This is a genomic window from Paenibacillus phytohabitans (assembly GCF_013141775.1).
Lineage (GTDB): Bacteria > Bacillota > Bacilli > Paenibacillales > Paenibacillaceae > Paenibacillus_AQ > Paenibacillus_AQ phytohabitans.
This window is the reverse complement of sequence record NZ_WHOB01000086.1, coordinates 190,747-202,244: the sequence shown is the minus strand read 5'-3', so window position 1 is coordinate 202,244 and position 11,498 is coordinate 190,747. Positions and strand designations below refer to the sequence as shown.

At 40.9% G+C, this 11,498-nt stretch carries 19 protein-coding genes; 5 read left to right on the top strand and 14 right to left on the bottom strand.

From position 1 onward, the window contains the following. Positions 1-580: 580 nt before the first annotated feature. From GC101_RS28555 to GC101_RS36360, 5 genes are all read right to left on the bottom strand, one after another. On the bottom strand, positions 581-814 hold the full coding sequence (locus GC101_RS28555; protein WP_171720102.1) for a site-specific DNA-methyltransferase: 234 nt from the start codon (positions 812-814) through the stop codon (positions 581-583). 73 nt (positions 815-887) lie between these two features. Then, positions 888-1,496: a recombinase family protein gene (locus tag GC101_RS28550; RefSeq protein ID WP_171720101.1), complete on the bottom strand. Its 609-nt coding sequence runs from the start codon at positions 1,494-1,496 to the stop codon at positions 888-890. 199 nt (positions 1,497-1,695) lie between these two features. After that, positions 1,696-1,890, bottom strand: a complete 195-nt coding sequence (locus GC101_RS28545; protein WP_171720100.1) for a hypothetical protein — start codon at positions 1,888-1,890, stop codon at positions 1,696-1,698. A 25-nt stretch (positions 1,891-1,915) separates the two neighbouring features. Further along, positions 1,916-2,116 carry a hypothetical protein gene (locus GC101_RS28540; RefSeq protein ID WP_171720099.1) on the bottom strand — a complete coding sequence of 67 codons (201 nt, stop codon included), beginning with the start codon at positions 2,114-2,116 and terminating at the stop codon, positions 1,916-1,918. Positions 2,117-2,439: 323 nt separating this feature from the next. After that, positions 2,440-2,643, bottom strand: coding sequence for a hypothetical protein (locus GC101_RS36360; RefSeq protein ID WP_246354552.1), 204 nt, complete (start codon positions 2,641-2,643; stop codon positions 2,440-2,442). A 139-nt stretch (positions 2,644-2,782) separates the two neighbouring features. Between GC101_RS36360 and GC101_RS28530 the strand changes: the two genes are divergently transcribed. Both GC101_RS28530 and GC101_RS28525 read left to right on the top strand, forming a co-directional pair. Further along, positions 2,783-2,974 (top strand): hypothetical protein, encoded by a 192-nt coding sequence (locus GC101_RS28530; RefSeq protein WP_171720098.1) that lies wholly within the window; start codon positions 2,783-2,785, stop codon positions 2,972-2,974. A gap of 539 nt (positions 2,975-3,513) precedes the next feature. Then, positions 3,514-3,861: a hypothetical protein gene (locus GC101_RS28525; RefSeq protein ID WP_171720097.1), complete on the top strand. Its 348-nt coding sequence runs from the start codon at positions 3,514-3,516 to the stop codon at positions 3,859-3,861. Positions 3,862-3,998: 137 nt separating this feature from the next. Here GC101_RS28525 and GC101_RS28520 read toward each other — a convergent pair whose 3' ends face one another. From GC101_RS28520 to GC101_RS28500, 7 genes are all read right to left on the bottom strand, one after another. Beyond that, complete coding sequence (locus tag GC101_RS28520) at positions 3,999-4,184, bottom strand: hypothetical protein (protein ID WP_171720096.1); 186 nt, start codon at positions 4,182-4,184, stop codon at positions 3,999-4,001. Between the two features lie 34 nt (positions 4,185-4,218). After that, positions 4,219-4,347: a hypothetical protein gene (locus GC101_RS36995; RefSeq protein ID WP_425497169.1), complete on the bottom strand. Its 129-nt coding sequence runs from the start codon at positions 4,345-4,347 to the stop codon at positions 4,219-4,221. A gap of 4 nt (positions 4,348-4,351) precedes the next feature. Further along, a complete protein-coding gene (locus GC101_RS36990) occupies positions 4,352-4,480 on the bottom strand; it encodes a DUF7678 domain-containing protein (protein WP_425497167.1) in 129 nt (42 codons plus the stop codon). Between the two features lie 42 nt (positions 4,481-4,522). After that, a complete protein-coding gene (locus GC101_RS28515; RefSeq protein ID WP_171720095.1) occupies positions 4,523-4,732 on the bottom strand; it encodes a hypothetical protein in 210 nt (69 codons plus the stop codon). 54 nt (positions 4,733-4,786) lie between these two features. Continuing rightward, positions 4,787-5,452 carry a hypothetical protein gene (locus GC101_RS28510; protein ID WP_171720094.1) on the bottom strand — a complete coding sequence of 222 codons (666 nt, stop codon included), beginning with the start codon at positions 5,450-5,452 and terminating at the stop codon, positions 4,787-4,789. A 330-nt stretch (positions 5,453-5,782) separates the two neighbouring features. After that, complete coding sequence (locus GC101_RS36820) at positions 5,783-6,967, bottom strand: replication protein (protein ID WP_171720093.1); 1,185 nt, start codon at positions 6,965-6,967, stop codon at positions 5,783-5,785. 138 nt (positions 6,968-7,105) lie between these two features. Beyond that, complete coding sequence (locus GC101_RS28500; protein WP_171720092.1) at positions 7,106-7,453, bottom strand: hypothetical protein; 348 nt, start codon at positions 7,451-7,453, stop codon at positions 7,106-7,108. A 252-nt stretch (positions 7,454-7,705) separates the two neighbouring features. On the opposite strand from GC101_RS28500, the gene GC101_RS28495 reads away from it, so the two are divergent. After that, positions 7,706-8,173, top strand: coding sequence for a helix-turn-helix domain-containing protein (locus GC101_RS28495; RefSeq protein ID WP_171720091.1), 468 nt, complete (start codon positions 7,706-7,708; stop codon positions 8,171-8,173). 17 nt (positions 8,174-8,190) lie between these two features. After that, positions 8,191-8,619, top strand: coding sequence for an ImmA/IrrE family metallo-endopeptidase (locus tag GC101_RS28490; RefSeq protein ID WP_171720090.1), 429 nt, complete (start codon positions 8,191-8,193; stop codon positions 8,617-8,619). Between the two features lie 242 nt (positions 8,620-8,861). On the opposite strand, the gene GC101_RS28485 is transcribed toward GC101_RS28490, so the two are convergent. After that, the gene (locus tag GC101_RS28485; protein ID WP_171720089.1) at positions 8,862-9,077 is read right to left on the bottom strand and encodes a helix-turn-helix domain-containing protein; all 216 of its coding nucleotides are present in this window, start codon (positions 9,075-9,077) and stop codon (positions 8,862-8,864) included. Positions 9,078-9,440: 363 nt separating this feature from the next. Here GC101_RS28485 and GC101_RS28480 point away from each other — a divergent pair, with 363 nt between their 5' ends. Continuing rightward, the gene (locus GC101_RS28480; protein WP_171720088.1) at positions 9,441-9,734 is read left to right on the top strand and encodes a hypothetical protein; all 294 of its coding nucleotides are present in this window, start codon (positions 9,441-9,443) and stop codon (positions 9,732-9,734) included. A gap of 477 nt (positions 9,735-10,211) precedes the next feature. On the opposite strand, the gene GC101_RS28475 is transcribed toward GC101_RS28480, so the two are convergent. Continuing rightward, complete coding sequence (locus GC101_RS28475; RefSeq protein ID WP_171720087.1) at positions 10,212-11,468, bottom strand: GAF domain-containing sensor histidine kinase; 1,257 nt, start codon at positions 11,466-11,468, stop codon at positions 10,212-10,214. Positions 11,469-11,498 lie beyond the last annotated feature (30 nt).

The window sequence follows — 11,498 nt, the reverse complement described above, 5'->3', positions numbered from 1 at the left end:
CCAGCCCCCCACTAGGCGTTGCTCAAGCTTGCATTTAAAAATAGCATCAAGATAATTAAACATGCGACCCTATGTTTCACTATTTTCTTCCCCTTCTTATATGTAGTGGCATATATTCTTAGAAAAACGCCGTATCTTATTGAATGCTACAAGTTCCTCAACAATCATAAGTCAGCATTTCATCTTTTAATACAGTGATATTTTGTCGAATGAATAGTTTCTTTGTCGAATGGAACTGGAAATAGTCGGAAAATTGTTGATAATGCGGAAACCAGCCACATTTATTAACCTATCTAGTCATTGGATCACAGTTTTAGTACGATTCTTTTTAATCCCTTCATAAAGGGTAATTGTCCCTTAAAGAATGTGATTCTCATCTCAGAATCAAAGAAGAAAGCTACCTTTCTGGCAAAGGTAGCTTTGTAGATAAAAACGCTCGCCTTGACGGCTGTGCAGCTGGACGCACGACGCCGCACCAGCCCTCATTACAGCCGCGTGCGTTCGAAAAACTCATTTAAGACATGATTTATGTATAGGTGCGCCGCTCTTTCAACCGATTTGTGGAAACCGTAAACCATCCCTAGTCAACTTCAAAAGCATCCCATCGCCGATTCAGAGTTGCTGCTGCTTCCAGTACCACTCCGCTGCCTGCAAGGTTATCATTGGGGAAAATCTGAAAACGGGGTTTCTTGTTTTTGGTTTGAGTCGTTCCTCCAAATTTCAAATTATACGGCGGGTCGGCAATTACTAAATCTACAGTTTCATCTGCAATTACTTTTTGAGCACCTTCTATACAGCTATCCAAATATAACATTTGAAGCCCTCCCTTGGTGTAATGATCCCAATGGTTATATACGGATGATCAGGAACACAAGTTCCCATTATTTTTATTCAATATTACTTTCATATTCTTTCACTCTACGATAGAATGTAGGCTTCTTCATGCCGATCCTTCTCATCGCTTCCGTTGCAGTACACTCTCCAGATTTCCACGCCACATATACTTCAATGAATGTATTATCAATCTCATGTTTGGGTCGACCGAAAGTAACGCCCTCCGTCCGGGCAACCTCTATGCCTTCTGCCTGCCTTGAACGGTTCTTCTTCCGTTCCTGTTCCGCCACGTATGCCAGAAGGCTGAGAAACTGATCCTCCATGACCTTTCCGAAGTCTCCCATTGTCTTAAACTTTCGGGAATCGAACAGCGTTTCGTTATCCAAACACACAATGTCCGCACCGATCTCGCGCGTGACATACTTCCACTCCGCAATGATACCGTCATAGTCCCGGCCCAGCCGATCCAGGGCATCCACATAAACCAGATCACCTTCCCACAGCATGAGCCGCATCGCCTGGTAACGTGGACGATCAAAATCTTTGCCGCTTTGCTTATCAACAAAAACAAACCGTTCTTCAATCCCTAATTCCCGGAACTTCAAAAGCTGCCTCTCTACATTTTGCTCTTTGGTCGATACTCTCCCGTATGCGATCTTCAATGGGACCCTCCTAATAGAAAAAACGTCTCAAATGATCCCTTGAATCACTGAGACGTTCCAAAACTGATTTTATGGCTTTTTGAAACGAACTATTGACCAGTCGTTCCGCTGTCTCAAAAAGCATGCTTTTTGAAACTGTTCCTTCATTGAAGTAGAAAGGGGACCGAGACCACCTCAAATCGAAACTTCTATTTAGAATTCATTTATAACGTTTACCCACGAACTCTAATTGCTCAACTATGCATATAAACTCTCTCTCCATTTTCTCATAGAGCTCCAAATCTTCTTTCTTTATTGCTTCCTCCATAAGGTCGCTATAATCTACAAGTTGCTGCAATAAAGTGCGCCGCTGTTGCAGGCATCCTTTCTGTAATTTAAAGTTCCATTCATTCACGCTCCTCATTTATATTAGAAGTCCATTAAGATTCTGGAACTGCTTTATAATAAACCGCTTCAATACTCCCCTTAATTGGAAGGACACACGCTCCAGTTCTTTTTAGGCTGGATATAATTCTTCTGGCCCTATCCTTGTTATCGTCCCCCTCTATTTCTTCAAGTGTTGTATAACATTCAAACCGTTTTCCCATACCCGTAATTCCGGTATAAACAGCGATCTTCATTTCAGTCACTCCTTCTTTAATTCATTTAGTCCAATTGATCGACTCCGCAGGAGATTTCACTTCCTAAACTACCTATGCTCAAACAAAGTCGTTCCATACGAGTATTCAATGATGTAAAATTCCAACCGTTACTTCGCAAGTTACAATCCCTCTGGTATCGTCTTCAGGATCGTTCACTTCAGAACCAGTACTAGTTGTCTCACCGCAGCAGGGACATTTTATATCTTTCATACCAGTCGCCAATCCCCAACCAATTACCATCATCGTCACAATAAGTGCAGGGTACAGGAGTAACACTCCCGCCTTGTTCCAGCTCATACGATTTAGTACCGGCACACATCTTTGCACTTATCAGCCGCCCAATGAAATGTAACTGTCAGATGTGATAAATTCATATCATCAATTCTATTCAACATATCATCATTGCCTATTTCTGATCTTACCAATTCACGTTTTGATCCATCGTCCGCTACCAACATAGCAACAAGCGTGCTTCCATAACGTTCCTCATAAACATCAATTTTCATTATCTTCACTCCTCGCTATATACCTTACTGGCACTACCTACCTCGTACTGTGCATCAGTCATATTGCACTTATAATAATTAAACCCCACTTTGGGATAATTCGTATTTACTGTTAAATATTTAATTGAGGGGAATTGTTATGAATCAAGAAAACTTAACTTGTAAATCTTGTGGAAGTAATACCTTTACTAAAGGTGAAATAAAGAATGGATACGGTAATGTAATGCCGATCGGTAAAACGTTAACTTTTGGTTCCCCGGTTATATATACATTTTGTAAAAAATGCGGAGAAGTTTCCTCAATTAAAATTGCAAAGCCCGAGAAATTTTGAGCCCTCAAAATTGGGCTCTTTTAGAATTCACTTAGTGGATAGTTTGTGTCTTACTGGAGCTACCTCTTCTTACTGTGAAACAATAATTCATTTATAGTCATAAATTTTTATAATTTGTTAATGGCGATAATGTAGCTATACCTAATTAATTTCAAGGAGATGGGGGCAGTTAAATTGCATAAAATGAAATATTTCATCCTTTTACCACCATTCCTCGTTCTAGGGATCATCTTGGCGTACAATCTTCCATACGATAAAAGATCTTTTGCATTATTACTAACCACGTTGGTTTTTTGGATTACTTACTACATTTGGATTTATATTGAGAAGCTGATGCAAAAGAAGAAAGAATAGTATTTGTTACGCCTTTTGTGGCTTGTGTTCAGTGACTTCGAACTGCGCAACATCTAATGGAACCCTTTCTTTTTTTCAAAAGAAAATAAAGCACTAAACTTTCGAGAGCATGAAATTAACGGGCAGGTTAGTGAGAACCCCAGAGCGAAATAGAAACAGATTCGTATAACAAAGGAGCGGTTTAATTGGATACGTCTGAATTAAGAAAATTCATAGATGAGAAGCACCCCTTTGAGAAAGCAAGAGAGGGTTGCTGGAATTGGATAAATACTTGGAAGGAAGAGGACCCTGAAAATTACTTTGAGGCTTTCAGAAATGAAGATATCTCTTCTATAGAGCTAACAAATCAACGTTTTGCACTGGTCATTAATTGTAGTTTTGATACACCAATTGAATTCTTACAAACTACATTAGACGTGTACTTTAAAGAAAGCCTGATTGCCCAGTACCACTACATTCAAGATTTTAGTGGGAAGGCAATTGATGATGTGCTTAGTTTTGAGAAATATTCTATACTAACGGTGGAAGATTGATCTAACGAAACACATTAGTTCTAGGACGTTATTTTTTGGTTTAAGACAGCTGTTGGTTTCTATATTGTAACCCTCAAAACGCGCCCTTTTGGAATTCGCTAGTGAGTAGTATGCGTCTACCGCGCATAAAATCTGTCTTATCGAAACATCTGTTTATATTCCTTGGAACCAAATTTCTCGGTTTCCCGATCAACAGCGACCAGACCGATATCCGTATGAAAAACATGGCATCTATCATTCGAATGTGCATAATGGACATCTTTATAATCTGCTTCCGTTAATACACGACACAGAATCATTTGTTCAAATAGACCCAGTTGCATAATTCATCTCCTACGCCGTTGGACTTTTCCCAATCTAACTCAAAGCCCCAAACCGCCAATCCATCGCTCGATCATCAAATTGCCGAACTACTGCTTCGATAACTGCACGAGTCGTGCCATCTTCCGGGGGCTTACCATCACAGCCTCGGTCATAGTTGGCCAGACGTTTACTGAACTCTTTTTAGTTGATTCGGATACATGGTCAACCGACTGATTCGACCTTCGGATATGCCGTACGAGGATGGCTCTGAGAATACATGTGCTTGTACATAGAGACCCTTGCACCTCTCCTTCAATGATGTCCCCTGCGTACAGGGGACGTTTGTATTCCAGTGGCATTATTGTTTATCTCCTTTTTTAGTATATAACTCATACTCATCAGTCATAGCGGTATCTTCCAATATATTTCCGTTAAACAGGACTTCTAATGCTGTTTCAGAGGCATGCCCTTTCTTCAAAAGCTCGACGAACATAAATTTGAGATATGCATCCTCATGCACAAATCTGAGCATTTGCGCTTCATTAAATACGGGATAATCTGATTCCATACGATTCACCCTTTCTGTCCTTTAATTGAGATTTATTAGAGCCCTAGACGATCTCTAGATAATTCGCAAAGACTGTGCCAGTAAAATAAGGGCAGTTTTCTTAACTTGATAATACTTAGCACGATACCAGTTGAATTTGTTCATGAGATACTCATCTAACTCTTCTTCCCGGCCAAAATACTTCGCTTCAACCAGCATGAGTTGATCCGGATCAAGGCTTCGTAAGGCTTTTTCCATAGGATATAACTGATCCTCTACTTCCCAGATTTCATCTTGGATTCTCTCAGCTCTATCGAACATATTTATGACTGCATGCTCGGTAGAAGAGTGCTGAAGTCCTGAATGGCCGCTGACTCCGGATAGTTCCATCCCAGCTGTAATTTTGGGCTCCAGCGGTTTAACTTTCTGAAGCTCTGCGTTTAGCCAATGTTTTCGCTTAATCGACTGATAATATTGTTTCAATCGATACTCCACTATGGATACGTATTGCTGCCTAATGGCTACGGGTATATTCATTTCAATTTGTTCTACTTCATCTTCGCGATGATGGACTGATGATTTATCCGTTTTCATCAAATGTTCTTTAATGATCATTAGTTCATGCTGCACGGCAGTCGAAGAAGTACTCTTTCTAGTTTTTTTCAGTTTTTGGTACCGAGTAAATAACCAATCCACTGGCACCATAGAAATGTTAAGCTCTGTAACTTGAACGTTCTTCATTCCTTCATCTTCTCCTCTCGGTAAGCTCTCTGTCTTTTCACACTCAAAATTCCAAAAACCTTGTTTAAATTCCTTGTTACAGACCAAACAATGGAAGGCACACTCACCTAACTCATAGCAGTTATTTCCGCAGTGAAGGCAGATCAATTGCCCTCTCCCCCTTCTTCACCGACCTGTAATCCTGTTAATTATGTCCATAGCATGAAGAGGTGCAGTCTCATACGCAAACCCAAAAGAGAGTACGTATGTTCGGTTTCATGCGCATAATGTATCCTCTCGGAAGCCATATCTACTTCCAAGTTAGATTCATAAATAACTTTTACTAATTCTTCATCTGTGGCTCACTACTGCTCGCTCTAAAGCTTTGGACTCCTTAATCTCTTGTGCCTTACGCATCATTTCAGCCATTTCAACTGGGGTAGGAATATATCCACTGCCATTGTCCAAAAGAATAGGGATCTTTGGCTTTCTTTTACTGCCTCTTTGATACTGTGGTTTGTTATAGTTTCTAGGTGTTACTGTTGCTTCAGAAGCATCGCTATGCTTCCGAGATTCTCTTTTATCCATGCCACCCCGTTCACGGTAGCCTCTCAGAATGCCCCGTACGTAGGCTAGATTCCTTTTCTCCGTTCCGAGTCGATAAGCCTCTCTCAGCGCAAAGTGGAACCACTCGCCCCCATAATCGTCAAACAAAGTTTGTAAATCCTCTTCCTCAAAAGGAGTAATATCCCTACTTGCAGTAAAGTTATTTTCATAATCTCGAATAATGCTTTGAAATGAATATTCTTTGTTTTTAGACACCTCAATGTCTGTTCTAGTTCTAGTTGTTCTTTTAATTCTTTTAAGATTTGTTTTAATACTAGTTTTAGAAACGATGAATCCCTTGATATGACTAGGATATTTTCGGATGACTGTTCCCTTTATGGGAACTGACGAATTCCTCTTTTGGGAACTAGTAACTTTCCCTTTCTGAACTCCGACATCATTATCAGGAGCAGAATCGCTATTTTTGGTGGAAACAGATCCTTCTTCAGGTAACCCAGTTTCCCTTTCCGTAACTTGATCACTTATATGGGAACTCAATTCCTCATTAGAGGACTGAATACCCTTTTCAGGAAGTAATGGTTTTAGTAAATTTGGTGAAGGTCTAGCTAGATTAAGATTGATCAACTCATTGAGTCTCTTGGGAGAATTGGAAATAGGTTGAATCGTCCACTGATCATAATGCTTATTGAATTGAAAAATGTTCAATAGTTCATCCCAAATAATCACATTCTCCGCGACTAAACCTTCAAGTACCACCCGAATATGATTCTTACGAATACCAGCTTCTTCAAAACTTTTTAATTCCGGAATAATTGCCGATGGTTTTCCACATCCCCAGCTCAACGTCAGGATAAAATCAATGACATCCCGCTGTCGCTTAGAGAACTTCCGACGGATCAGCTCTCGGTGTATTTCATGAGATATTCTGATGTGACCATCAGTTGGTTGAGGATTAACACGGGAATTCACCGAATCACCTCCTGCTTTTTTTCTTTTTTTATCTCTACATTCTGAGAGAACTCAGTTGTCAGGGGAAATCGGGCATACTTTTGTGAAAGAATTTACTTTGAAATCAATCTTGAAAGAAAACAAATGCAAACCTATGTACTATTCTCCAACAAGTCCACGTTTCTTTAATTCCTGACCACATCCTCCTTCAAAAAGCCGTTTGAGTATGGACGATATACACTGATTTGTGATCGCTTCAAGACAGTCAAGTTGCTGTTGATAGACGGGCATATCATATACACCCAATTCATTTTTCAGTTCTTGGATCTGTTCTTGCTTCAAATACATACTTTCAAGTCGCATAAACTCCATTTCATAATGCTTCTGAAAGATCTGCTGTTCATTTTTTTCGATTTCTGAAAATAAAGGCCGCCGCCCTTCTCTAATGGCTTCTATCTCTTGAGACTTTAACACCATCCGCTGAGCAATACGTAATAGCATCCCCACTCTTCTTCTGCTCCTGTCTATCATAGAATTCCTATATCTTGCGGTACCGCGCGCTCCATACTCGCTGCTTGGTTTAAAGGATCATATCCGCTTCAGAATAAATCTCATATTTACCATCTTATGTATTTACCGCGGCGCAAAAACAATATACCAATTCCGTAACATGCTTGCAACAGTTAATTTCACACTTGATACAAAAATATGTTTCATCCTTGAGACACTTTCTGTTACACTAGGGTGGGGTGATACAAAATGAACTTAAAAGAGTTCGGAATCTACTTTGCTAAATTAAGAGAGCAGAGCGGCTATAGGAGTCAAAGAGAACTGGCATTTAAATCTGGTATTAGTCACTCCACTGTAAATCGAATTGAATCAGGCAAGCATAAGGTGACACCTGAGAATCTAAAAGCATTAGCCCCTTATTTGAAAGATGTGGATAGTGATGAATTAATGAGAGCTGTAGGATATTTAAGCGAGGCAGAACCTGCGATAGAGTCTGAGCCGAAGTATTATGTTCTCTCCAAAAAAGATGAAAAAGACATTGGCAAAGATTTTGATCGTCTGCTGGCTGATCTTGAATCCAATCAGGCTTTGGCATTTAATGGGGAGCCGATGGATGAGGAAACCAAGCGTTTATTTGCGATTTCACTTGAAAATTCCTTGCGTTTAGCTAGAGAACTATCTAAACAAAAATTCACACCAAATAAATTCAGGAATTAATCAGGAAAGGGAGCAGCATGATCAAAACTACAGTAGGCAGACTGATCAAGAAGTACAGGACTAATGACCCTTTTGAGATTGCATCCCAGAAGAACGTCCTGGTTCTTTTTGAATTGTTGGGTGATATGTTGGGCTATTATAATTCCAGTCGCAGAGTGCAAATGATACATATTAATAGCACTGCCTCTCAGCAAGATCAGCGTTTTACTTGTGCTCATGAATTAGGACATGTCATTTTACACCCCAACGTAAATACACCTTTTCTCCGAAGACATACTTTTTATTCTGTGGATCGTATTGAACGGGAAGCGAATCAATTCGCTGTAGAATTGTTGATGCCAGATGAGTTACTCTATGAGTCCAAGCACGAGGATTTCACGGTGCAAGAGGCTGGATTGATCTATGGGGTTCCTCCTGGGCTCGAGGAATTAAAAAAACTAAACTAATTTCTATTTACCGAATGTCTGACAATCCTATTCTATGTGAATCGTATTCTCAGACACGTCCGAACAACCAATACGGGATGAAATCGAACAAATAAAACAGGTTCCTCCCATAGAAGAATAGTTCCATGAGTTAGGTATTAGAATCTAAATGCTTTACCACCTCTGATCCCTCCATCCACATGGCGGGTGGTTTTTTGTTTCGAGCGTTTCCCGCTAAAGCTACTATAAAAAGAGCCGTCCAGTTAATCCTGTGACGGCTCTTCTACATGCTCTAATATTTCTCCTACGTTAACGCCTAGAAACGTGCACAGCTTGTCTAACGTGTCTAGATCAACGCGCTTAGAAGTATCATGATAAAGTCCTGACACAGTGTTTGTAGCCAGTCCTGTACCTCGGACCACGTCTCTAACTTTCAAGCGCTGCCGCCCTAGTATCTCACTCAGGTTATTTTTTATCATTCACAAACCTCCTTGAATAAACATAAACTAAGTAATACAAAATATCAACAAGCCAATATTTTATATTGACTTATATATCATCAAGTGATAATTTTATATCAGGATCTTGATATATATTATATTTGGAAAGGAGATGGTAACAAGAAAGATTGGGTAACGTCTTTACAGAAATTATTCAATTCCTTTACCTCAATATTGCTGTTAATAGACAAAAAAGAAGGAACCAAACAAACGCTGCCCCCTGGCAAAACGTAAATAGGTTCCTAGAAAGTAAGAGTGTCAGCCCTTGCTCTCCATCCAATCATAACATAAACGTTTTAGTCGATACAACAAGCTGGCGAGCATACGCAGGAGGAAACTAGTGTGCGTAAAACAGTTGAAAGAGCAGTTGTTCTCAGTAATATACGAGATGAAGCCGGTCGAGTGATGAGAAGTTTTTTAGACGGAAAAATTCTTCGAAATTCTTTATCAGGGGCAATTAATTCGCTTTTTATGTTAGAAATCCAGTTTTCAGACATCATAAAAGAAAAACATGAACTAGGTGAAATCAATTATGTCATTAAAACTCAGATTGAGAACGGAGAAAATCTTTATTCATCGTTAAAATATGTAAGATCAATTTTTTTAGAGACAAATGTGTTTGGTGAACTCCATTAAGGTGTAGCCCCGCTCCTCATAAGAAAGAGTATCTGGGTGTTGAATGTTGTTAACAGGAGATATCATAATAAAGCATGCCCAATCATAATACAATCCTTAAATATCCATGCTCCGCACTGCTGGATACAATCATGCAACGGCCTTTATTCAATCTGATCGTAACCGCAGAAGACATTGAATGATTAATAGTTATCATCTCATGGAAAAAGTTAGAACCCTGGCAGTCTCCACCTAACAAAAGTGCAATCTGTGGGCTAGTGGTTGGTATTTTTGAAGGTAGTCGATATCGAATTGGAGCACTAAAAGAATTGCCAGAAGAAGAATTTGAGATGAAAATGAAAAAGCCCCGCTGACAAGTATTTCTACCGGCGGGGCTTTTTCGTTGCCATAATGATAACATCTGGAGCATTGTTGAAAGCAGTCTAACTTACGGATTACCCGTTCTTATTCCCTCTGATGCTTAGGTTTAATTTATTTTCAGCACAATCCCGCCTGAACTTTATCCAACCCTGCCACAGAGCAGGGAATCGCAAACGCAAACGTGCTGCCCTGTTCGCTTGTATCCTTAAGCCATACTTTGCCGTTCATTAGCTCAGCCAGCTGCCTACAGATGGAGAGCCCCAGGCCGGCTCCGCTATAGCTTCCCGGTGAGCGTCTTTCATGAATTTGCGAGAAGGAGCGGAACAGGTTGGCTTTCTGTTCTACAGGCAGTCCAATGCCGGTATCCTTAACTTCAATGGAGAAGGTGACCCGGTCTTTCGCAGCGGCCTCAGTTTGCACAATTATGCATACCTCACCCTGCTCAGTAAATTTTAGCGCATTGCCCACCAGATTGGTGAGAATTTGACTGATTTTATTACTGTCCCCCAGCAGGGCAGGCTCATCTCTATGTTCATTTCCATAGACGGCATGCAGCCTGATCCCTTTCTTCTCAGCCTCCGCTGAGAACAACTGCACGACATGGGAGACCACATCACGGATGTGGAACGGGCTGCTCTCCAGCGTCATGGTCCCGGCTTCCATTTTGGAATAATCGAGAATCTGATCCATCATCGCCAGCAGATTGCTGCCGCTCTTCTCAATCACATCCACGTACAGCGTCTGCTCTTCGGACAGCTCTGTCGTCTGCAGCAGACTCGTCATTCCAATCACCCCGTTCATCGGTGTACGGATCTCGTGACTGAGTACGGCCAGCAGATTATTTTTATCCTCAAGCACTTGAATGGCCTGTTCCTCCGCAGCTTTCAGTTGGGTAAGGGTCGATTCCATTTCCAGCAGATTCGTATAAAAAGCCGACAAGGACAGCAGCAGCTCCACATCCCGCTCCTGATACTGATAGAAATTCTGGTCAAATGAACACAACGACCCGTAGAATTCCCCTTGCGCAGTCCGGATCGGCACTCCGATGAACGAACATCCCCCCACGAACTGTGTCGCATCCATATCCCGGGTCAGCGGGTGGGTCAGATTATTATCTATTAAAAGCGGACCTTGCGCATGCTCGGTAACCAGGGCACAATACGATTCCTTATTATCTACCACCAGCCCCTCGACCAGCATGATCTTATCCCGGTTAAATGATTTGAGCACCTTGGTGGACAGGCTGTCCAGATTGGCAATGCAGAACGTATTCGCCGGGATTAGCTTGCTCGCAGTATCCATAACCTTCGCAGCCGAAGTATATAATTTGTTAGAGATGACAGATAAAACTTCTATATATTCCGTTTTCAACATAATCCAGCTCGTCCCTTCTACTCCTTGTTA